Below are 20,518 nucleotides of genomic sequence, written 5' to 3' on the forward strand. Positions count from 1 at the left end.
CAACTTCCTTAAACTTTCGCTTCCAAAGACTTGAGAAACTCAGTATTTACCCCCGACTCTCGCGTCAGGGCAATTTTCCCAGTACGAGCAATTTCCTTAATCCCAAATCTATTTAGAACCTGGACGATCGCCACCATTTTACCCGGATCTCCGACAACTTCCAATGTCAGCGTATCATCACCAATATCTACCACTCGCGCTCTAAAAATCTGAGCTAACTCAATTATCTCCGATCGCGTCCCGCTAGCAGCATTAACTTTCAGCAACATCAACTCCCGTTCCACACAGGGAATTTCCGTTATATCCTGAACTTTAAGCACGTTAATCAACTTGTACAGTTGCTTGGTCAACTGCTCAATAACTTGGTCATCTCCGGGTACAACCATCGTAATCCGAGAAATTCCTCCTTGTTCCGCCGGGCCAACGGCCAGACTTTCAATATTAAAACCCCGACGGGCAAACAAACCAGCAATTCGAGTGAGGACACCCGCTTCATCTTCAACTAAAACCGAAAGAGTGTGTTTCATTTCTCCAAAAAGACGCATTTCGTGCAATTCTACTTTCGCCAATTCGCCTTTTAGCAGAACTGCACGGTCATTGAACCTGTATTAAACAATATATAGCAGTTGACAGTTGACAGTTGACAGTTACATATAGCAGTTCGATCGCTTTGTGAGGTACGCCCGCTGTGTCATATATCCCAGAACACCTGATGTTACTGAGAAAGGCTCTAGTATCCGACTCAAACCGTTGACGAAGCAAGGGATCGCGGGATCTATTCATGACGTTATTTATGTCAAGACCGATGTAGCGGTTGCTATATTATCTTGTACGAGCAGGTATGGGGTGGATTGTTCAATTCTAAAATTGCTTTCGCATTGTTCGCGCTCGCCCTGCAACCTCTAAAATCTAAAATCTAAAATCTAAAATCTAAAATCGATTGACGGGGACTGAAATTTTGAGACCCATTGGGTCTCAAAATTCCTTCACAGAAAAACCCGGTGTTGCAGCGACGGCATCTGGCGGCGGACTTGTTCTAGTCTATCGGGATTAATTTCTGCAATCGCCACTCCCGGTTCCTCTCCAGCATCCGCCAAAACCACACCCCAAGGGTCTACAATCATCGCGTGACCGTGAGTTTGACGGCGGCCGTAGTGGCGGCCCGTTTGTGCGGGGGCGATCGTATAACAAGTATTCTCGATCGCCCTAGCTTGCAGCAAAACCTTCCAGTGATCCTTGCCAGTGTAAGCAGTAAACGCCGCCGGCACGAACAAAATATCGGCCCCCTTGTACGACAAATGCCTGTACACTTCCGGGAACCGCACGTCATAGCAGACAGAAAGTCCCAGCGTCCCCAACTCCGGCGACACATAAACCGACGGCAAATCTTCACCAGCTTTGACAGTGTTCGATTCCCTGTAAGTAATGCCGTCTGGCACATTCACATCGAACAAATGTACTTTTCTGTACCTTGCCACTTCAGTGCCGTTTGGGTCTACCAGCAAAGAGGTATTGTATACCTTCCCCCCCTCCGTCGGCACCGGAAACCCGCCGCCCAGAATCGTTACCTGGAACCGCTGGGCCATCGTTTTGAGGAATTTTTCGCTTTGGAGTCCGATCGTCTCTGCTTGAGCAATCTTTTCCTCCTCTTCTCCCATAAACGAGAAATTTTCTGGTAAAGAAACTAACTCTGCACCCCGACGCACTGCCAGGTCGATTAATTCCTCTGCCTGAACCAAATTTTTTTGCAGGTCAGGCAAGCTAGTCATTTGAATTGCTGCGGCGAGATAAGACTTCATCGATTCACAATATTAGTCATTAGTCATTAATCATTAGTCATTAATCATTAGCCATTAGCCATTAGTCATTGGGAACTAATTTGACAACTAAATAGTTGAGATCCTTGGCTTTAACCCATTTAGGCGCTGGTTTTGTACTCACTGCTCCGGTTTGAGAGTTTTGATATTTGAGCTTTGAAATAACTTGATAAATCACCGCTCCAACTTCAAAACTCTCAATTTTTTTCCTAGGTTTGGGAACCTAAATTCACTGATTTTTTATGGCATCGGATGGAAAAGCAGGTCGGGGAAAAAACGGTTGAATTCAATTAAAATTCCCGCCGTTATCACCATCCAAGCTGCTGCCAATACTGGTGCGGTCGAAAGATACTTCAGAAAGTATTGCATGAATACTGCTCCTCAAAAGTCGAGACAACTTAAATTATGCGAACCGATTTTAGATTAAGGATTTTAGGCTGGGAATTTGTACACCAACTAAAATCTCAAATCTCAAATCCCAAATTGCTAGCGCGGCGAAACAGTAATTTCGTCGTCCTTCGCAAACATTTCACCAGTGGTGATTTCTTTGAGAGCTGCTAGAGGCCACAAAAAGCCACTCAGCATCAATGCGACTGCCTTTGGAACATCGATAATAATCTCTTTTTCCTCAGGAGAGCCAGATTTTTTGGCTGCTTGCAGATAAGCGCGGCCTACCCAACCAATCCAACCAGCAATATACAAGAACAGCACGCTGGGAATCAAAAAGTCTCCGGCTTTGCTCAAATTGCCGTCTACGATTAAGTGCGGATATCCTTCCGGGCCGCACATAGCTTGAGAATAGCGATCGAATCTTGCTTTCGCAGATGCGGGGTCGCCATTCGTAGAACGGGCATTTTTAGCCAGTTCCTTAAATTCGGGAGAGTCCTTGCACGGCACTAAATTGTAAGCCGAAGCAACTGGAGCAAAACTGATCCAGACACTCAACACTAAAATTGCAGCAAACAATCGTCGCATGGAATTGTTTCCTTTTGTTACAAAACAATAAGTTTTTGTACAAGCATTTCAACTTGCCGATCTGGAATCCAGATTACCGTGTTTGTTGACAGTGTAAAGTATCCATCTTTGATGCGGCAAATCCCAATAGAATGAGGGATTCGCGTTTTCACAGGTCAGTGCTGAGCTAGCAATACCGCGAGGATATTCCTTCCTTGCATCAGATGAAGACCTTACCTGTCGATGATCGGGCAAATATGCCTCAACAATAACCTGAGTACAGGTAGAGCGGGGGACTTGCGCCGAATTAGTTAAGCTAGCAATAACTAACCTATCAAATAAAATTACCAGTTAATGGCAACCATTTTCGCAATCGAAACAAGTTGTGACGAAACAGCAGCAGCAATTGTTAAGAATCGTCAAGTTTGCAGCAATGTTGTAGCATCGCAAATTAAAATCCACGAGCAGTACGGCGGAGTAGTGCCGGAAGTGGCTTCGCGAAGTCACCTAGAAATGCTAAATCAGGTAATTGCCCAGTGTCTCTCGGAGGCAAACCTGAGTTGGTCAGAAATTGACGGCATTGCAGCGACTTGTGCCCCCGGTTTAGTAGGTGCATTGTTAGTCGGGCTGACAGCGGCGAAAAGCTTGGCAATAGTCCATCAAAAACCTTTTTTAGGCGTCCACCACCTCGAAGGGCACATCTACGCTTCTTACCTTACCGAACCCGACTTGCAGCCACCGTTTTTGTGTTTGTTAGTTTCCGGGGGACACACTAGCTTTATTTATGTCAAAGATTGCGGCGTTTATGAAACTGTAGGACACACACGCGACGACGCCGCCGGCGAAGCTTTTGATAAAGTTGCCAGACTGTTGCAGCTAGGATATCCCGGCGGGCCGCTGATTGACAAATTGGCCGCCCTTGGCAACCCCCAAGCATACCCTCTACCAGAAGGCAGAATTTCTTTGCCTGGTGGCGGCTACCATCCTTACGACAGTAGTTTTAGCGGGTTGAAAACCGCAGTTTTGCAATTAGTACAGAAACTCAAGAAACAAAATCACAATGTGGGTGGCGAAGGCATCTTGCCTGCCTCTACAGTTAATGATATTGCGGCCAGCTTTCAGGAAACAGTAGCCAAGGGTTTAACTAAAAGATCGATCGACTGTGCCCTAAATTTCGGGCTTACCACTATTGTAGTCGGCGGCGGAGTTGCAGCAAACAGCGGACTGCGAAAACACTTACAAGCCGCCGCCACCAAACACAATTTGCGAGTATTGTTTCCGCCATTAAAATACTGTACAGACAACGCAGCAATGATCGGCTGTGCGGCGGCCGAACACTTACAGCGAGGACACACATCGCCGCTGACTTTGGGAGCAAATTCAAGAATGGCCCTCAGCGAAGTCATGGAACTGTACAAGGTGCAGTAAGGATAAGTTTGTAGTGAGGACGGAGATCCCTCAAAAATATCAAAGATTGACTGCAAATAAATAAAATTGCTATAAAATATTTTAAGTTTGTAGTGAGGACGGAGAGTCCTCTCTCTGGCTTTGAATCAATCAGGACTAAAGTCCTTACTGCAAACAACTTTTCTTATGGGTCCTTCTTCCGACTTCCATTCGTTACATCCGTTACAAAATCCGTTGCCGAACTTCCTTCTTCCTTAAACCATGAAAATCCGCGACGCAGTAGAAAGCGATTTGCCAGCAATTGTTCAAATATACAACGCAGCAATACCGGGCAGAATGGCTACAGCAGATTTAAAACCAGTCTCAATCGAAAGCCGCCTCCCGTGGTACAGAGAACACTCCCCCAATTTATGGCCTATTTTGGTAATGGAATCAGAACAAAATATTGTTGGCTGGCTGAGTTTTCAGCTTTTCTACGGACGCGCTGCCTATCAGCATACAGCAGAAGTTAGCATCTACGTTGCACCCGATCGCCAACGCTGCGGAATCGGACAAAATTTATTGCAATCGGCAATTGTGCGGAGTCCAGAATTGAAGCTTAAAACTCTCATAGGAATAATTTTTGCTCACAATCAGCCGAGTGTAAGATTGTTTGAGAAATTTGGCTTTCAGCGGTGGGGATATCTGCCACAAGTTGCCGAACTTGACGGGGTTGAAAGAGATGTCGTAATTGTCGGTTTGCGTTGTTTGTAGGGACTGAGATGTGGCACCATTCTCAAGAACAGGCAAGATGCCTGTTCCACAAGAGATGAATTTTCTTGTGGAACAGGCATCTTACCTGTTCATAAAATGATTATTGACAATGCTGCCACATCTCAGAAGCAACTGATATCAATTCCGGTGACACCGGAATTGATGTGAGGTTTGCTCAATCTGGTAAAATTGTAATTTCATCCAAAGATGCGATCGCCACATCAGCTTTTTCCAAATGGCGAACCTCCGCATTTCCCCAACAAATCCCAATACAGCCCGCCGCGCCCGCATTTTTACCCATCTGAATATCCCCCGCTGAATCTCCCACCATCAAAGTTGCTGCAGGTTCAACTCCGAGTTTCTCACAAGCTTGCAAAAACAATTTCGGGTCTGGTTTATGAAGGGTTGAATCAACTCCCATTTCTAACTGAATGTAGTCGGCTAATGCGTGGTGTTTCACAAACTTCTGCACCGCCGCAGTCGTAGCCGCCGAAAGAATTCCCAGCTTCAAACCCGCTTCCGAAAGATATTTCAGCACTTCCAAACTGCCGACAAATAAAGGAGAAACAGCATTATTTTTAAACATTTCGTCAGCTTCGTCAAAAGCGCGGCGCGCAATCGTTAAAGATTCCAACCATCCCCTGCCGGTTTCCGCGATGTATCCCGCCGCAACAATTTCATTTTCCCTGCGGCTGCCCACTGCAAGCAAGCCTGCGGGGTCGATGCTGCCACCTTCGATACCAAAAGCCATTTGTAACGGCTCTCCAACGCCGGGAATTTGAGCGTCTGCGAGGCGCGATCGCTTAATCCCCAACAGTCTCAAAAACTCCTGAGAATCCTCTAGAGTGCCGTCTTTGTCAAAAATCACGGCTTGGATATTTGAGAATGTAATGCCCCGACATTTAATAGTTACCAAGAATCATAACTCCCGAATTTCTATATTTTTTTCTATTTTCTCATATTGCGCTCTTTATAGCAATTATTTTTAGCAATAATCACTTGATTGTCTGACCATTGCTCAATAACGGCAGGTGCGTTGCCGCCCACCACGCTGAATACACTTATCCTCATTTAACCTCATATCTTTCACCAAATCAAGTCAATTTACAATCAACTCCTGCCCACGAATAGCCTCATAAAAATGACTGGTAACTTAATTTAAAATAATTAAATAAGAGTGTTATTGGTGAAATATATCAGTTAAATTGAATGGTTTTTTTTTTGATAAGAAAATGCAAAATATCGTCCGGTAATTGTGTTTTCTAAAAAACTAAAGTTTTAGTTTGTAAACAAATTATAAAAAATGGTGGTGGCGACTTGTGGTTAGTCTACAGCCATGAATATATATGTTTTTTTACCATAAAAATCAACTAAATTGTTGCTTAGTCAAGCTGTTTAAGTATGACAACATGAATAATTATCGACCATAATCTCGATATTTAAACTTTTATTCCGGGTAAACTTAACTTTTTTTTTAATGTATTGACAAGCGCACTTTCACTATTTAATCGGCTAAGAATTCAGGTAAATTGAATAATTATAAGACTTACGCACGATTGTTTAGAAACCGGGTTATTTTTACGAAAAAACGCGTTGTAGACCGCAGATTCGGTAAAAAACCCGGTTTTTGGGCCCCGACGCGTAAGTCCTGAATTAAAATTATCACTGATTGTCCTGACTGTGTAGGACTACCAGGTGTGCATTGATGAATTCGTGCACTGTGAGTTTCAATCCTCTCGGGGGAAGTGGTTTAAGGAAAAGATTGTCAAGCTTTTGAGAACACTTCCTCGCTCATCTCCGGTTCCGGGGGTGCAATCTGCTGCGATTTCAATTGTCTGACAACTTCGTCAAAAGGCAAAATTCGGACTTGATTGTTAAATACATTGACTTGATAAACTCTGCGGTAGCTGAGGTCAAATCCTGTCAGCCAGCCACTTTTGGGATGATAAGCACCCGTGTCAATATCCAACCAGCCTTCGCCCCTGACTAATTCGCCTGGTCTGACACCCTCAAAGGTAAAAGTGATGGTGTGACCCGTGATAATTAATTTATTGGGAAAATAGGGTTTCGATATGGTGTGAAATTCTTTGCGAATCCAGCAGAATTGTTCGATCGACTGCTTGTCAATTGGCATATGGGGGTGGACGCCGGCGTGAACCAGCCAGATGTCCCCTAAGTCCAGGTGGGTGGGGAGCGATCGCAGCCACTCTAAGTGTTTGTACGGCATCATCCCTGTATCTCTGTAGCTCGCTACTGTCGCATCGCCGCCGCTGTACAGCCAAGATTGCCACGCTCGCATATCCATCGGCACCGCCGACAAAGCCTCCAGCATCAGTTGTTCGTGGTTCCCCAGCAGAGTTTGGTAGGGGCTTTGCTGGACAAAATCTAATACCTGAGCGCTTTTGGGGCCGCGATCGATTAAGTCTCCCAAAAAATAGACGCGATCGTCCGAGCTGGGGGCCAGTGCCTCTAGCAGGGTCATTAAGCCGTCGTAATGCCCGTGTACGTCCCCAATAACAATGCGCCGGTGCTCCATTGTGCTTATGCGCTTCCCTGACTCAAAAGCCAAATCTTTGGCTTATAGCATCTGATTTTGCTGCTATTTGCCTCCCCTCTTTTACGGTGGAGGGGTGTCACCCATTATACTGCTTCGGATCGGGATTTGGTAAAGATCGCCAGTATCTGTTTCCGTAGCTACCGATCGGTAAGTGGGTAAAAATAAACATAATGTGGGAGAGGGCGGGTTGTGCAAAGGTCAACTCGCTTCTAGTATAGATCCTGGGCTTAACCCCCCCTATAATTTCTTGTCAATTGTGCTTTTGCAACTGCTGTTACTGAGTCAAAGCTTTGAGGAATGTCTGGAGTTCTGCCAAAAAACCTTTCTTTTTTAGCGGTTTTGCAGGTGTGGTGGAGTCAGGATCGGCGCTTGGGAGAGAAGCGGCTAAAATCCGCTCTAAATCGTCTCCCACAGGTTTTTGGGCGGTTTCAGAAATTAGTTCGTATTCGTCGTTTGTTTCCAGCCAGACTTGCCAGGATTGGGGGTAGCAGCGGAATAAAGCCGCAGTGTCTAGGGGTCTGATGTAGTAGCAGGATTCGATTTTGTTGAGGAATCGATCGCGCAATTGGCGGCCCGCATAGCCTATACCTATGGTGGCAACATCTTCGAGGCGCGGGTTGAGTAGAATTACTGGGCGACCCGCCGCAGCTATGTAAAGTTTTTCAACTTGGGCCACTTCTACGGCTGCTGGATTGATCAAGAGGAAAAGTTGATCTTCCGGTGCTATTTTGTCTTCAACAGGGGTGCGACTGCTGCCCAAATCAGTGACTTTAAACGGTGTTTCTCCCCAGTCGCGGCGCGCGAGGGCGGCCGCACCGGTGTCGGGAAAAAAGACTTTTACTCCGGCGTATATTTCCTCAAATTCTGGGAGGAATTGTAGGGTGATAGACTGTGCTTGCAGGGCGATTTCTGGAAATATTAATTCGACTTGCAGTAGAGTTTTGCCGTCCGAGAGGGCAGCGGAGGTGGCAATGCGGGATTGGGCGATCGCCTCGTTGAGATCCTTGGGCAGTTCTGTCATTAATCTTATTGTTTTTACTCGACTTCTCTCAATCTAATTTTACCTGATATCTTGCACCATTTTCAATTACCTATTTAGGAACGGGCATCTTGCCCGTTCCACAAGAAAATTCACTCTTTGTGGAACGGGCATCTTGCCCGTTATTGAAAATGGTGCAAGATGTAAGTTTTACCGCATCAAGCAATAAAAGCTAACACCGACACGGGCGAACCGGAACCTCCCAAAAGGCGCAATATTCCGATAACTAAAGTGATTTCATCCGCAAGTAACAAGTCTAGATTTGCTAGATTTTCTAGCACTATTCGCTGCTTTTCCAATACCAGTTTGTTAACGGCAAAGCTTTCATCTCGGCCGGTATCGACTCCGTGGGTGTCGGTTCCTATTCCGGCGATCGAGCGTTCTTCTAGCAAAAATTGAGTTGCTGCTTTTCCAAATCCGGGAAAGTGGCAAATGCCGCTCTCGTCTCGGTTGAAAAATGATCGCTCGTCATCCCATTTTTCTTGCCAGCCAGTATACAATAAAACCAGATTTTCCGGTTCTATAAGTTTGTGCTGCCGTTCCCAATTTAATACATCGTCTATGGTTAAAGTGTAGTCTGGATTGGCAAGACTTTGCTCTCGGATGTCGATCGCAATTGCGGGGGAAACTAGCGACTGCGGCGCATAACTATCAATGCTGGTGCCTCCTGCATAAAAGCTGTTGGGTGCGTTGATGTGAGTGCCGCTGTGTTCTCCCATTGAGAATTTTCGCAGGAAATAGCCGTGTTTTTCTATTTGAGATACAGTTTCAAATTCTGTCGCTGGATCTCCGGCCCAGGTAGGAATATTTGGGTGAATTGCATGGGTTAAGTCTACAATTTGGCTGTAGGCGATCGTTTTTAGATTGTTTGACTTTAATTTGTCTCTCATTATGTAAAATATATCTATTATTTATTAAACACAGTTTATTTTTTGACAGTCTGCGAGCTCAATCTAAAATCTAAAATCTAAAATTCGATTAGTCGATCGACGGTAGCTTCCATCACATCCTTTGTTTGCCCGGAAACAGTATACACCAAAGCTTCTCGATAAACTCTCCCGGCCGGGTGTACCGCACCGTTAGCAGCGCCGCTAGAAACTGCAACCGCAGCGTGCCCGCAACGCGCCGCTAAATCAATGGCTTGAGCTCGCAGCGCTAATTGTTCTGCTTTCGAGCTATGTTTAGATTGTTGAAAATTTTGTTTTAGCCGATCGAGCTTTTGCTCTAGTTTTTGAGAAGCTGCCGCTATAAAAGGTGAATTCTTAGCAGCCGCCGCTGCTGCAATTACATCCAATCCCGCTCGAATACAGCCAAAAGTACCGGGGACAAAATTCAGTATATTTTTGCTGTCGTTTTCCGAAATCCAGCCGACAGGTTTAACTGAAATTATTTCCGATTCATGCAGCCACCAATTATCGAGAGTTGCTGTCACAGTATTAGTCGAGTTCATGGCGATTAACTGCATGATTTCGCTGAACGCTATTTTACCATATTCGCGTTCAATATTAACAAAAGGCAGCAAACCGAAAACAGCGCGTTCGTCAGGAAGTACCGCAGCTACAATAAACTTTTGAAACAATCCAAAACCTGTTATCCAAGGAACTTTTCCTGACAGTAAATAGCCATCTTTTTCGGGAGTCGCGGTGACGGCAGGATTGCCCGATCGCCTTAAATGCGAAAACCCAATACCCAAGCGTAACTCTTTTTGGGCGATCGCGGGCAAGTATCTGCTTTTTAGCATTTCATTGTCGCTGTTGGCAAGCATCGCAGTTGCGCTGTGGTGCTGAGTTTGCAAGAAAGACAAAGCGCCGGAATATCGAGCCGTCAATTCCTGATATTCGTGAAAAATCTCCGGTGCAATTTCAGCCCCGCCCCATTTTTGGGGAACTCGCAATGCTAAGAGCGATCTATCTTCCAATCCAGCAACTGCTGTTTTCAGTGCTTCCGAGTCGCTGTCGATAATATCCGCCTGGGGTGCAACCCACTTTTGCAGGTAAATTTCTGTGCTGTTGAGAATTTCTTGGGAATCCATTTTTTATAATTATTTTATAGCAGAGGTAGGGACACGGCACTGCCGTGTCCCTACTACTCGCTCGCTCGCGGGGTATACTTCATAAACGTATAATCTGCCATTTATTCAAATTCTTATGAAGCGAGCCTAAAAGCCCGCCCCAAAAATAACTCATTTCCAAACTTTCCAAGGAGCCTTCCCTTCATCCCAAAGTTCGTTTAAATACTTGTACTCTCGATAAGTATCCATCGCAAAGAAAAAGCCGTCATGACGGTAAGCCATCAACTGTCCGTCTGCGGCCAAACGCTGCATCGGCTCTTGTTCTAAAATACAATCATCTCCTCCCAAATACTCAAATACCCGGCGGTTAAATATCATATATCCAACACTGATCCAGCCGTCGATTTGAGGTTTCTCAGAAAATTGTACTACCCGGCTATCGCTGTCTACCTCCAAAATTCCAAAGCGAGAGATCGGGCGAAATGTAGTGACAGTTGCCAGCTTACCGTGAGACTTGTGAAAATCGACTAAGGCGTCAATATTGACATCAGCTACTCCATCACCGTATGTCACCATGAAATTCTCGCGATCGATATATTTTTCGATCCGTTTTACCCGCCCTCCCGTCAGGCTTTCTGCCCCAGTTTCAGCCAGTGTCACCTTAAAATCTTGTTCGAGATGTTCCTCGTGATAAGTGATGGTATTTTCGCGTCCCAGACAGATAGTAAAGTCATTGTTCATGGCTTCATAATTGAGGAAATATTCTTTAATCATGTTGCCGCGATAGCCCAAACACACAATAAAGTTTTGGAAACCGTAGTGTGCATAGATCTTCATGATGTGCCAAATAATCGGATGCCCCCCTACATCAACTAAGGGTTTGGGACGAAATTCTGTTTCTTCTCTGAGACGAGTACCGAGACCGCCGGCTAGGATAACTACTTGCATTTTTTCACAGTTTTAAAGATGATTAATTAATTTATCATCAATCATTAGTGATTTTTTCAAAGAATTATTAATATTTTCTCATAATCAGTAAACCTTTGTAAACCACAAAAATCACGAACTATTATAAATAATCGTAGGGCGTTCCGTGCGCACCGTGTATTTATGAATAATCCTAAGGTGCGCATGGAACACTATGTATTTAAATACGGCCCGCAATTTCTAACTAACAGTAGGGCGTGCACTGCCCACCGTATATTTAAATGCTGCGCGCAATTTATAACTTACGAATGGTAGATTATAAAATAGACAAAAAAACAGCAATCATTTATACTAAATCTAAGAAAGAGATTCAACAGCAATGAAAAATCAACTCGATCGCCTAAAAAAGTTTTTAGGTATCCTCTGTGCGATCGCCTCAATAATTATATTATTCCAATCGGCAATACCTGGTGTTTACGCCACGGTTATTGCACAAGAAGGATCAACTATACCACAAACCACCCTAGCTTTTGTGCCCAACATACCGGGCGGCGGATTAGACTTTCACGAATCAGCAGGAGGACACACTTTAGAGAGACACGTTGGCAAAACAGAAGCACAACTAGCACAGCGACTCGCCAGCGAAACGAGAATTTCTGCAGCATCTTCTTTTACTGACCGTTCCGTCGCTGAAGCGGCTATTGGAGAAGCAATGAACAGAAATCAAAGTGCGATCGACTCTTGGGTGAAAAGTCGAGGTAATCGTTATACGATCGACTACAACGCCAACAGAATAATTGGCATTACTCTGCGCCGCCGCGCATCCAAAGCAACTTCAGCATCTCGTCTGAGAATCGTCCTCCAGCGCAGCACCAAATTACCTCCCGGATACTTTATTCTCACAGCCTATCCCCAATGATCAATCAATTTCCTCATTTAACCCAATTTTTCAGTTCCTACTTTCACCAAGACTGGCCTTTAGAAGCTGACACTCCCAGTGATGTAGTGAACAACTACCGCAGCAGCGAACCGCCCGCAAGTGTTGAAGCTGCATCGCAAGAACTCAGCAAACTGCTAGAAACGCCGATCGCCCCAGCAGATTTAGAAACATTTATCCTCGATGAATTAGGGTGTTACTACGACCCACAATCCGAAAATCAAACAGTCCGAGAGTGGTTGGAATCGGTGCAAAAATCTTTGAATAATCCTAGATAAAATCTATATATTTGTAAGGACACGGCACTGCCGTGTCCCTACAAATTGTTCACAATTTAATAGGATAGGTAGCTCACTTGCTAACCGTCAATAAGTAGCCTTCGTGGACGTTGAAATTAGGGATAACATAAGCCAAGCTGCCACTACCCACCGAAAAATTTTCTTCTTTAACTGTGACAAGCTGTGGCACTGCTCCTTCTTGATTGTTGGGAATCTTTTCTAATTTTAGAGTGATTTTCTGACCCCTTTGAATACCTAGCTGCTCCAAATTGCCGAGGGTTAATGTTACCGTTGTTGCTGAGGAAAAATTGGGGTCGAAATAACCTAAAAGTATCTGTGCTTTACCTTCAGGATTTGACTTGCTGGCTAAAGCGACAAGGCGATTGTTATTTGACCAACTCCGCACCCGCGAATTAACTCCGTCAGCATAAGCTTTGTAAGTCCACCAAGCTGCTCTCGGCTCAAAAGTATTAGGCGTGACCATCCCACTCAGCGTATTGTTGAAGCAATTGCTAACTTTATTTGGCCCTTTGCTCTCCCAACAAGCTCTGCAAGCACCGTCAGCTTTTGCATACTCTAAGTTATACAAATAACCTAAGATTTCTCCCGGCTGGTACTGCGCTAAGTTCCCGACAATTTCGTTGACGTAAATTTTTTGCAATTTCAGTTCCTTGTAAGAGGGGCTTTGCTGAAAATTGCGTTTAGCCTCAATTACGTGATCGTCAATAAATAAAATCATCGTGTCGTTAAGTTCGTGCCACGATAGGAAATTCACTTCAAGTTTGTTAGCCTTGCAGTAATCCAAAAAAGCGGCGAGATATTCTTTGCTGTAGCGGCCGAGGCTTGGCCCGCCAATCATTGCTGACGGCCCCAATTCTTCCCGCAAGATTTTGTAAGCTCTTTTGTAAGTTTCAAAGAATTGTTCTCTGCTTCCCTTCCAAAATGGATCTTTCCAATCTGGCTCATTCCATACATCCCAAATAATTTTTTTGCCTTTATTTTGCTGGGCTAACTGTCGGATGAATGCTTCCCACGCGGGGTAGTTTTGATAGGGCCAGCCATTGGGATTGCTACCGTAGCCCCACAAGTCGCTGACTACTAACTGAAACTCGGCTCCGCTGGCGATTACGCGATCGTAAATATCGAGTCTCCCCGCCCGCCAAAGTTTGGGCTGCAAGGGTTTTATCGAGCTATCCGGCGGTTTGGCAGTGTCGATTCCGTGCAGGATGCCACTCATGGAAATTGTACCGGTGGCAGGCTGTCCAAAATCTACTGTCACGTTCGATCGCAGTTGGGCGATCGCTCTTGGCTGTCCCAAATAGGCTATTAACAGAACAGTGACAATAGCTAAACCAATTGGCAGCAGTTTATTAATACGTGGGAACTTGAATGTAAATTGCATATCTTTGTTTGGTTGATGTTTGGTGGAATGGGCATCTTGCCCGTTCCTAAGAATGCTGCAAGAACTCAGTTTTAACGAACTGATGAAAACACTTCAAAACCCTGTATTGATTCTATCACTTGTTGCCACGAACGCGAGTTGATCAGCTCGTCGATCTCGAAATTAACTCCTTTTTCCGCAGCGAAAGTACCAAAATTTTGCACCCACTGAAAGATAGTTTCTGTGGTCAAATAAGGTGTGCAGGCCCAAGCAGATTGCAAATTATTCACCATCTCGGACATATCTCCCCGCTCGTAAGCCTCCCAAGCTTTCCACACTAAATAATAGTATTTCAGCAGGCTATCCACTTGCTGTACCTGCTTTTGGAGTTTCGGACTAATAGATAAACTGTCGCTCTCATCATCACTTACAAATGCCTGTTCAATTATTTCTCCATATTCCCGAAGCATCCGTTCTTCTTTGAACAGTTCTTGGGCTCGCGCTTTGCACGCTTGTCCTGCAAGCCTGCGCGATTCGGGATTTTCGGCCCATATTTCCACCGTTTCTACCAATTCTTTTACTGTTCTTTCTGGGTCGATTGTAGGATCGGGGAGCAACTTTCCCGTATCTCCCAATTCTTCAGGAATCCCGCTGACTGCTGTGGCAATTACGGGCAATCCTTTCGCCATTGCTTCCATAATTGCTAGGGGCATTCCTTCTGCTTGGGAAGATAAAATAAAGATGTCGCTGGCGTCGAGCCAATCGGCAATATCCCAGCGCTGTCCTAAGAATTTAACCTGTTCTTCTACTCCCAATTTGCTCACAGTTGCTCTTAATTCAGGTTCCATATTGTCGTGAGTAGTAGACCCCGGCCCGGCCCAAACAAAGTAAATTTGGGGCCAAATTGGACGATTTTTCAATTGGGCGATCGCCTGCAATTGATACTGATATCCTTTAATTGGAGTCAATCTCGCCGCCGTAAAACAAACGACAGCATTTTCGGGGATTCCTTGTTCTTGACGGAGGCGTTGGCGAGTTGAAAGATTCGGCGGTTCAAAATAACTGTTCGGTCTCCCATAATAAATAACTTTGCCTCGTTTTAGAGGCACTTTAAAAATTCTTTTGCACAAGTTTAAATTTTCCTGGGACACTGCTACTACTGCTTTGGCTAAATCGTACTGATAGGAGACAGCCGCCAAATAGGGAATTTGATCGCCCCGATCGAAACTTTCATAATTGCGACCCATATAACCGAGAGTAACTATGTACGGTATATTCTGCTTAATAGCAACTTGTTTGGCTGCAAAATTGGCCATCGGCGAGCCGTCGCTAAATATAATTAAATCCGGTTGAGCCTGCGCGTAAATTTTTTCAGCATCGCCTAAATTGTAAGCACCTCGCAAAAACTCTTTTATTGTGTCAAAATCTAGCCAAATATGTTCTATACCTAACTTTTTTTGTTCGGCAATTAAAGGGTGAGAAGCTTTAGTTTGAACGCTAATAACTTGGTAGCCTTCGGCTACTAATTTACACATCAGGGAGTGGTTGAACTGAGCTAAGCCTCCCACTCCGTGGTCTTCTGCGTACAGTAGTATGCGGGATTTTTGCGGTTTGCAAATGGAAATATGTGCAGGTTGAAATTGAGGAGTATTGTTAGCAGCAACCACTACGATATCTTGCCATTCTTTTAAATTGGTTAAGGCATAAGTATCAAAGTCGGTACCGTATTCTTGCGAAACACCCCTAAAAGTTTCTAACCATTTAAATACTGTTTCCGTACCTGTAAAAGGAGTGTAATGAAGAGATTTCTCCAAACACTCGACCATCTCTGCCAAATATCCATCACGGTACATCCGCCACGCTAGCCATACTAAACACCTGTAACGTTCCTCACGTTTCAAGTCGCGGATGTACTGAGGTAAGTCTAGCCGCGCGAAAAATTGCTCCATCACAATTTCCATATTTTTCATTACTTTGGAGCCGCTGGACATGAGATTACTGTCGTGCTGGCGATAGCAGGTTAATATCTCTTTTAACCAAACTGACTTGCAGCCTTTTAAAGCTAAACGTAAGACAAAATCTAAATCTTCGGTTGGCGGCAAGCGATGATCGAAACCCCCCAAGCGTTCCCACCACTCTCGCCGCAGCATCATGGCGCTGGGACGCACTGATTTGTACAAAACAAAAGTTTCTAAATCTAATTTTGGTGCTTCTTCCCAAGGCTTAACTCCATAGATGCCTTCGTCGTTTTTGCCAACGATAAGCCAACCTGTTTGCACCAAATCTAATGTGGGATCAGCGTCAAAGCAAGCTACTTGTTTGTCTAGTTTTTCTCGTAAGAAGAAGTCGTCAGCATCTAGAAAAGCTAAAAATTCCCCTTTTGCTAATTGGCAAGCACGATTTCGAGCAATTGCTGCTCCTTGGTTATCTTGATAGATGTATTGAATTAAATCGAGGTAAGGTGCTAAAACTTGGCTGGTATTGTCTGTTGAACCGTCATCTACGACGATAATTTCCCAGTTTTCATAACTCTGACTGAGAACGCTCTCTACGGCTTTGAGAATGTAGCGCTCGCAGTTATAAGTCGGGATAATGACACTGACGCGTACTTTTTTGGGAGTGAGGATACTAGCTATTAACTGTTTCCATTCTGGTAATTTTCCCATAGCAATGGCCTCGGTTTGGCAGCCGTAGGTTTTAGCAATTCCGGTGATGCGCTTTACCCAATCTGCTATAGTTGCTGTCAGGGAGTACGGGGTATAATCCAAAGATTTTTGCAAATAGTCAGTCATTTCTGCCGGATAGCCACTGTAGTACAGTTGCCACGCCATCCATGTCAGAGCCTCATAAAAAGCAAGCTTTTCTAATTGGCGGATGTCCTCGGGTAAGTCGGCTCTACTGAAGAAATTTTGCTTTAATTTAATACAAAGGTTTGCCTGTTTTATCGCTCTCTGGATGGACACATTTTGCCCGTGCTGGCGGTAGCATACTGTCACTTGAGGCAACCAAACAGCTTCGCACCCAGATAGTGATAAACGCACAATTAAGTCGGCATCATCTACTGAATCATACTGAGAATCAAAGCCACCGACTCGTTCCAGCCACGCCCGCGAAAACATCATGGCGCTGGGAAGTAGGGGCATATAAACAATCCAGGTTTTTAAGTCGAGCTGAGGAAAGTATTCCCAGGGTTTTATATCGCAAATACTTTCGCCTTGCTCTTTAACAATTCGCCAGCCACTATTAACAATTCCTAGTGATGGCTGAGCGTCAAATAACGCAACTTGTCCAGCTAACTTATCGGACAAGAAAAAGTCATCTTGATCTAAAAAAGCAATTAATTCACCTCGGGATTCCTGAATTCCTCGGTTGCGAGCGGCAGCTACTCCTTGGTTTTCCTGATAAACATAGCGAATTTTGTCAAAATAAGGCTGCAATGCTTGGCGGGTGTCGTCGGTTGAGCCGTCGTCTACGACGATAATTTCCCAGTTTTTATAGGTTTGGCTGATGACGCTTTCTACCGCTTGCGCGATGTAGCGATCGCCATTATATGCTGGAATAATTACACTTACTCGCGGTGTCGGATTTGCTATTGACATGAGTTTTATCGGTGATAAGGAAGGGTTCGGCAACGGATTCTGAAACGGATGTAACGGATGTAAGGGAGGTCAGGCAGAAGGCAGAAGGCAGATACAATTCTACTGCTGACAGCAATCCGAATTTGAAAGGTAAATCTGGTATTTTAGCGTGCATAAAATACATATTCAATACCCTGTAATTTCTGGACTAATTGTTGCCATTCTGCTGAATTAATTAGAGAATATGTATCTAAATTATGCCCTTTAGCTGACGAGAAATTACCAAAAAATTCTATCCAGTTTAACAGCGTTTCTGTACTCAAAAAAGGCGTACACTGCAAAGATTCTTGAAGCCACTTCTGCATCCCGATGAGATCTTCTTGACAGTAAGCGTGCCACGCTTTCCACACTAAAAAGTTGTAGCGCACCCGGCTTTCTACCTTCGCCATCCACTCCTGCACCTGTTTTTGAGTAACAAATTGATCTTTTTCGCGATCGGAAAGTAAAGCTTTTTCGATCGCCTCAACAGACTCGGCGAGCATCCGCTCCTCTTTGAACATTTTCTCGGCCCGCTGCTTGCAAGCTTTGCCGATTTGGCGGCGCAATTCTGGATTCATCGCCCAAGCTTCTAAAGTTTCCGCCAATTCCCTCGCTGTTCCCTCCGGATCGGTATTCGGATCGGGCAACAACCTCCCAGTATCGCCGAGTCCTTCTGGAATGCCACCCGCTGCCGAAGCAACTACGGGCAATCCTTTAGCCATCGCTTCCATGACTGAAAAAGAAGGTGCAGCATCGCCGAGAGATGTCAAAATGAAGATGTCGCTAGCATCCAGTAAATCTAAGATATCCCAACGCTGTCCGATCAATTTCACCCGATCGCTCACTCCTAACTCTCTAACAGCTTCCCTCAATTCTCTTTCTACATCGCAATGGCTTCCCTCACCATTCCCTGCCCATACAAAATACAGTTTAGACCACACGGGAGATTGTTTCAACTGCTTGATTGCTTCGATCTGATATCGATGCCCTTTAACGGGTGCCAATCGAGCAGATGTGAAACAGACAATCGCATCTTCAGGAATTTCTAACTCTTGCCGCAGGCGTTGGCGAGCCGAAGGATTAGGAGGTGCAAAATATTCAGGAGAGCGCCCCAAGTAAATCACTTGCCCCTTATCTTTGGGTAAATCAAAGTCATCCCACAATAAATTCAAATGTTCATAAGCGCCAACAATCACCGCTCTAGCTTGCAGGCACTGATACAGCACTCCCTCTCGATAAGGCACTACATCCCCGTAGGCAAAATTTGCGTGATCTGGCATGACTAACCCGATTACCATCATGTATGGTATTCCCATCTGAATAACTACCTGTTTAACTGCAAAATTGGAATAGGGCCAGCCATCGCTAAAAATAATCAGATCAGGTTTATTAGTAGAAAAAATCTCTTGTGCATCCTCAGTATTTCTTAACACCCGCGCTAAATCTCTATGGCTGCTAAAATCCAGCCACAAGTGCTCTATACCTAACTCTCGTTCTCGCTCAAGCAAGGGGCTAGAATGTTTGGTTTGCACGCAAGTGACTTGATAGCCCAACAAGGCTAACTGACAGAGAATGGCATGGTTGTACTGCGCTAATCCTCCCACGCCCGGATCGTCGGCGTTGTAGAGTAGAATGTGCGTTTCCCGACGGGATAGCTTCGCTTCACGCGGTTTTGAAGGTGTGGGAATAGAACTCTGTTGAGATTGGGGTGGATTAGTCATCACCATCAGAATTATCTCTTGCCATTCCGCTAACTTACTCAGCGAATAAGCATCAAAATTTTCACCATATTCTTCAGAAGCTATCCTAAAAGTCTCCAGCCAATTCAATACTGTTTTTGTGGGCGAAAAAGGCGTATATTGCAATGATTTTTCCAAACACTGGGCCATCTCTGCTAGATGACCGTCGCGGTACATCCGCCATGCCAGCCACTTGAAGCATAGATAGCGTTCCTGGTTTTTTAACTGGCGGATTGACTCAGGCAAATCAGGTCGATTGAAGAATTCTTTCATCAAAATTTCTGTATTCTTCATTAGCGGCAAACCGCTTGACATGATATTAGAGTTGTGCTGGCGATAACAGGTAAGAATCTCTTCTAACCAAACTGCTTTGCACCCCTTTAAAGCTAAACGCAAGGCAAAGTCTAAATCTTCAGCCAAGGGAAAATTATCATTGAAACCGCCCAATTTTTCCCACCACTTTCGGCGCAGCATCATCGCACTAGGACGCACGCATTTAAATATAATAAAGCTTTCTAAATCTAATTTAGGCGCTTGCTGCCAAGGCTTCATTTCAAAAATATCTTTCCCTGTTTCATCGACCATCAGCCAACCTGTTTGCACCATATCTAATGCGGGGTCAGCGTCAAAGCAAGCTAGTTGTTTCTCTAGCTTGGATGGTAAGAAATAGTCATCGGCATCTAGAAATGCTAAAAACTCGCCTTGCGCTAGTTGGCAAGCAAGATTTCTGGCGGCTGCTACTCCTTGATTTTCCTGATAAATGTAGCGTATTCTGTCAAGATAAGGCTGCAATACTTGCTGCGTGCTATCTGTCGAACCGTCATCTACAACTATAATCTCTAAATTAGTAAAAGTTTGACCTAGGGCGCTTTCTACCGCTTGCACGATATAGCGGTCGCCATTATATACTGGTATAATTACGCTGATTAGCGGTGTTCGATTGACTGTTGACATTATTTAGCTCGCTGTTAACCTATTATTGTCTAGTTTATATTAATTTCGCTGAGATTGAGCACTATTTATATGCCAGTCGGCAGAGGTATTTACTTGAATTTGAACTTTGACAAGTTGTACCATACAATAATACATGGAATTATTACT

The 20,518-nt window shown here is 44.6% G+C and carries 17 protein-coding genes; 4 read left to right on the plus strand and 13 right to left on the minus strand.

The window, feature by feature from the left end; all coding sequences use genetic code 11:
* Positions 1-8: 8 nt before the first annotated feature.
* The 4 genes from ilvN to QUB30_RS15705 all read right to left on the minus strand — a co-directional run bounded on the left by ilvN (position 9) and on the right by QUB30_RS15705 (position 2,792).
* The gene (gene ilvN, locus QUB30_RS15690) at positions 9-527 is read right to left on the minus strand and encodes an acetolactate synthase small subunit (RefSeq protein WP_333095566.1); all 519 of its coding nucleotides are present in this window, start codon (positions 525-527) and stop codon (positions 9-11) included.
* Between the two features lie 459 nt (positions 528-986).
* Positions 987-1,799: a carbon-nitrogen hydrolase family protein gene (locus QUB30_RS15695; RefSeq protein WP_333334763.1), complete on the minus strand. Its 813-nt coding sequence runs from the start codon at positions 1,797-1,799 to the stop codon at positions 987-989.
* Between the two features lie 258 nt (positions 1,800-2,057).
* Complete coding sequence (psaJ, locus tag QUB30_RS15700) at positions 2,058-2,186, minus strand: photosystem I reaction center subunit IX (protein ID WP_015174876.1); 129 nt, start codon at positions 2,184-2,186, stop codon at positions 2,058-2,060.
* 117 nt (positions 2,187-2,303) lie between these two features.
* Positions 2,304-2,792: a Photosystem I reaction center subunit III gene (locus QUB30_RS15705; protein WP_333334765.1), complete on the minus strand. Its 489-nt coding sequence runs from the start codon at positions 2,790-2,792 to the stop codon at positions 2,304-2,306.
* Positions 2,793-3,125: 333 nt separating this feature from the next.
* Here QUB30_RS15705 and tsaD point away from each other — a divergent pair, with 333 nt between their 5' ends.
* Positions 3,126-4,199 (plus strand): tRNA (adenosine(37)-N6)-threonylcarbamoyltransferase complex transferase subunit TsaD, encoded by a 1,074-nt coding sequence (gene tsaD, locus QUB30_RS15710; protein WP_333334767.1) that lies wholly within the window; start codon positions 3,126-3,128, stop codon positions 4,197-4,199.
* Between the two features lie 240 nt (positions 4,200-4,439).
* Positions 4,440-4,931, plus strand: coding sequence for an N-acetyltransferase family protein (locus tag QUB30_RS15715; protein ID WP_333334769.1), 492 nt, complete (start codon positions 4,440-4,442; stop codon positions 4,929-4,931).
* Between the two features lie 175 nt (positions 4,932-5,106).
* Here QUB30_RS15715 and QUB30_RS15720 read toward each other — a convergent pair whose 3' ends face one another.
* The 6 genes from QUB30_RS15720 to rfbF all read right to left on the minus strand — a co-directional run bounded on the left by QUB30_RS15720 (position 5,107) and on the right by rfbF (position 11,486).
* Positions 5,107-5,847, minus strand: coding sequence for an HAD family hydrolase (locus QUB30_RS15720; protein ID WP_333334771.1), 741 nt, complete (start codon positions 5,845-5,847; stop codon positions 5,107-5,109).
* An 849-nt stretch (positions 5,848-6,696) separates the two neighbouring features.
* The gene (locus tag QUB30_RS15725) at positions 6,697-7,467 is read right to left on the minus strand and encodes a metallophosphoesterase family protein (RefSeq protein ID WP_333334773.1); all 771 of its coding nucleotides are present in this window, start codon (positions 7,465-7,467) and stop codon (positions 6,697-6,699) included.
* Between the two features lie 295 nt (positions 7,468-7,762).
* Positions 7,763-8,509, minus strand: a complete 747-nt coding sequence (locus QUB30_RS15730) for a DUF1995 family protein (protein WP_333334775.1) — start codon at positions 8,507-8,509, stop codon at positions 7,763-7,765.
* A gap of 176 nt (positions 8,510-8,685) precedes the next feature.
* Complete coding sequence (locus QUB30_RS15735) at positions 8,686-9,417, minus strand: cyclase family protein (protein ID WP_333334777.1); 732 nt, start codon at positions 9,415-9,417, stop codon at positions 8,686-8,688.
* 77 nt (positions 9,418-9,494) lie between these two features.
* Complete coding sequence (locus QUB30_RS15740) at positions 9,495-10,559, minus strand: acyl-CoA dehydrogenase family protein (protein ID WP_333334779.1); 1,065 nt, start codon at positions 10,557-10,559, stop codon at positions 9,495-9,497.
* A gap of 150 nt (positions 10,560-10,709) precedes the next feature.
* Positions 10,710-11,486, minus strand: a complete 777-nt coding sequence (rfbF, locus tag QUB30_RS15745; protein WP_333334781.1) for a glucose-1-phosphate cytidylyltransferase — start codon at positions 11,484-11,486, stop codon at positions 10,710-10,712.
* 358 nt (positions 11,487-11,844) lie between these two features.
* Between rfbF and QUB30_RS15750 the strand changes: the two genes are divergently transcribed.
* Together QUB30_RS15750 and QUB30_RS15755 are read left to right on the plus strand one after the other, a co-directional pair.
* Positions 11,845-12,384 carry an RNase A-like domain-containing protein gene (locus QUB30_RS15750; RefSeq protein ID WP_333334783.1) on the plus strand — a complete coding sequence of 180 codons (540 nt, stop codon included), beginning with the start codon at positions 11,845-11,847 and terminating at the stop codon, positions 12,382-12,384.
* Positions 12,381-12,680 carry a contact-dependent growth inhibition system immunity protein gene (locus QUB30_RS15755; protein ID WP_333334785.1) on the plus strand — a complete coding sequence of 100 codons (300 nt, stop codon included), beginning with the start codon at positions 12,381-12,383 and terminating at the stop codon, positions 12,678-12,680. The genes QUB30_RS15750 and QUB30_RS15755 overlap by 4 nt, the downstream gene beginning before the upstream one ends.
* Before the next feature lie 73 nt (positions 12,681-12,753).
* Here QUB30_RS15755 and QUB30_RS15760 read toward each other — a convergent pair whose 3' ends face one another.
* From QUB30_RS15760 to QUB30_RS15770, 3 genes are all read right to left on the minus strand, one after another.
* Complete coding sequence (locus QUB30_RS15760) at positions 12,754-14,082, minus strand: GH39 family glycosyl hydrolase (RefSeq protein WP_333334787.1); 1,329 nt, start codon at positions 14,080-14,082, stop codon at positions 12,754-12,756.
* A 71-nt stretch (positions 14,083-14,153) separates the two neighbouring features.
* The gene (locus tag QUB30_RS15765) at positions 14,154-17,660 is read right to left on the minus strand and encodes a glycosyltransferase (protein ID WP_333334789.1); all 3,507 of its coding nucleotides are present in this window, start codon (positions 17,658-17,660) and stop codon (positions 14,154-14,156) included.
* A gap of 143 nt (positions 17,661-17,803) precedes the next feature.
* The gene (locus tag QUB30_RS15770; protein WP_333334791.1) at positions 17,804-20,371 is read right to left on the minus strand and encodes a glycosyltransferase; all 2,568 of its coding nucleotides are present in this window, start codon (positions 20,369-20,371) and stop codon (positions 17,804-17,806) included.
* Between the last annotated feature and the right edge of the window lie 147 nt (positions 20,372-20,518).

The sequence above is a fragment of the Microcoleus sp. BROC3 genome, from assembly GCF_036702515.1.
GTDB lineage: Bacteria > Cyanobacteriota > Cyanobacteriia > Cyanobacteriales > Microcoleaceae > Microcoleus.